The following is a 2,152-nucleotide window of genomic DNA, read 5'->3' on the forward strand; positions in this document are numbered from 1 at the left end:
AGAGAGAGGCTTAGAGGAGGTGGAGTATTAAGAGAGGGGAATAGTTATAATGCTAGGGCATATTTAGGAGAGTGGGAAGGGAGAGGGGAGAGGGAGAATCTTCTCCCTTTGCTTCCTTTAGCTATTCCTGCTTATGAAGCTGCAATAGCAGGGGTAGGAGTATTCTCTGCTTATATGATTCATCGACTCATTAAAGAGAAAGCTCAAAAAGAGGGCATTAGCTTAGATGAGAGTGCTAAGAGATTGGGGGTGGTGAGCTATGAACTAAAAGTTGGAGATATTGTTGATCTGGGGAATTTCTCTAGACGACAAAAAAGACATAAAGATGACCCTATTTATGTTGATCCTAAAACAGAATGGTCTGTGGAAAAAGATAAGGCTCAACACAAGGGTAAATGGAAACTAAAAGACAAACAAGGGAAAAGAAAAGCAACGCTAGATGAAAATGGAAAAGTAGTAGGAAAATAAAATGGATCTGGTTTTTCAAAAAAATCTTTTAAAAGTATGGGGTTGGGACAAGAGTGTTTCTGATGCTTGGCTTTTCAATTTAAATGAAAAAGACTTTTGGAATAAAGAAGGAAGAAGAGCAATGTCCCTCAGTGTTTTTTCACAAAGAATAGGAAATCCAAACGATTTTTTACTTGATTTGATGCTTAAAAATCAAGAAATTAAGATGGGGATTTTCAAACAAATGAATAAGCTTTTACTTGAAATTTCTGAAAGTTTTAAAGTTTTCAAACCTATGGCTTCAAGACAACAAATCAAACTTCTCCCATCAAGCAAAAGATCCTTAACTCTTATGTTAAGAAAAGCAATTTTTGATGATTATGGTGGAAGTATCTATATTCAAGATCTAGATACATTAATGTATATGCCACAAGATTTTACTTTTTTGCTTATAACTCCTCAAAATGCCTACTCAGATTTTGATCTATTCAAAAAAATTATCAATAAAAGTGGTTTCTTTCTTTATGAATAGAATTAAAAGCGATAAGGAAATAAACCCATCTATCAAGAATTATTGGATTAGATTTCAGACAAAAAGAGTGGATTTGGCAGGAAGTTCTCACGGCAGAGTAGAAGCCATAGGCAAGTTTTTCACAGAAACAGATCCTAGTGTGATTGCTAGATATAGGGCTACAGATGGCAAACACTATGATGATGCAATTATGAGACAAGCAGTAGAAGATGTGAGAAGGTCAAGAAAGTTTAGCCAATATTTTCCTTTTATGAGCGATTGTCAAGTCTTTGTTCAAGATGTTAGAAAGAGATATGAAGAAATTTTTAAACAAGGTAACAAAAAATGAGTCTTTACACCATTTTTTTAATAGCCTCATTTTTTATAAGTTGCGGACTATTGGCTTATAAAAAACTTATCAATAAAGTTATCATTATTTATATGTTGCTTTCTTATTGTGTTCTCATCTTTTGGCACTTTCAAGAGTTAAAGGGGGATTTGCTTTATAGTGGAAATTTATCATTCTTTTTAATTCTAACTATTTTAATTCTTATCTTGAACAAGAAAAAGAACTTAGAATATCTCTATACTCTCTCTTGGATAGTTTCATCAAGATGTTTAGGATTTCCTAATGTGCTTGATTTTGGTGAGAAAGCAGGAAGATTGTTTATAGAAAGTGCTTTCAATGCCACTTTTTCGCTTTGGCTTTTCTTTCTACTTTTTCATAAAAAACTCTATCAAAAGATTCTTTTAGTCTTATTTTGTATTTTGCAATTTACTTTATTTTATATTCCAAGCGATCTACCCGAACCCGATATCGTCTTATCTATCATCACCCCATTTGTTTTTCTTGAAATATGCCTTTCCTTTATTACTTCTCCCTTTACATTTGTGTTTATCTATCTTGGAGAATTTATACTTTTATGCATTACTCTTTGCCAAATCTTCCTTAAACATTCCAAATCCCCTACTCCCAAAGAATCCTAATGCCTAGTCTTCTCTTATTTCTCCTCCTTTACTTCTCTTCTCTCTTTGCACTTCCAAGTATCCCCTCTCTTCTCTTAAATGAAGTTGCTCAGAGTGCAAGTGGAGAGGATGCTAGGGCATATTTAGGAGAGTGGGAAGGGAGAGGGGAGAGGGAGAATCTTACGATATTTGTTCATGGAGCTTGGTCTAATCCTTCAACTTTTACAA

At 34.0% G+C, this 2,152-nt stretch carries 5 protein-coding genes; all 5 read left to right on the forward strand.

The window, feature by feature from the left end; genetic code table 11:
- Positions 1–468: hypothetical protein (locus CQA62_RS06915; protein ID WP_211305527.1), on the forward strand; the 468-nt coding region annotated here is incomplete at its 5' end.
- A gap of 1 nt (position 469) precedes the next feature.
- Positions 470–979 (forward strand): hypothetical protein, encoded by a 510-nt coding sequence (locus CQA62_RS06715; RefSeq protein ID WP_104724808.1) that lies wholly within the window; start codon positions 470–472, stop codon positions 977–979.
- Positions 972–1,307, forward strand: coding sequence for a hypothetical protein (locus tag CQA62_RS06720; protein WP_115585145.1), 336 nt, complete (start codon positions 972–974; stop codon positions 1,305–1,307). Before CQA62_RS06715 ends, CQA62_RS06720 begins: the two co-directional genes overlap by 8 nt.
- Before the next feature lie 284 nt (positions 1,308–1,591).
- Positions 1,592–1,945, forward strand: coding sequence for a hypothetical protein (locus CQA62_RS06850; protein WP_126498341.1), 354 nt, complete (start codon positions 1,592–1,594; stop codon positions 1,943–1,945).
- The coding region (locus CQA62_RS06730; protein ID WP_147288251.1) for a hypothetical protein at positions 1,945–2,152 on the forward strand (208 nt) is incomplete at its 3' end. The genes CQA62_RS06850 and CQA62_RS06730, both read left to right, overlap by 1 nt.

It is taken from the genome of Helicobacter cholecystus (assembly GCF_003364215.1).
GTDB lineage: Bacteria > Campylobacterota > Campylobacteria > Campylobacterales > Helicobacteraceae > Helicobacter_G > Helicobacter_G cholecystus.

What these genes read in the sequence shown, in the direction of transcription:
- CQA62_RS06715 (WP_104724808.1), top strand. Translation starts at nt 470, where the DNA reads ATGGATCTGGTTTTTCAAAAAAATCTTTTAAAAGTATGGGGTTGGGAC.
- CQA62_RS06720 (WP_115585145.1), top strand. Translation starts at nt 972, where the DNA reads ATGAATAGAATTAAAAGCGATAAGGAAATAAACCCATCTATCAAGAAT.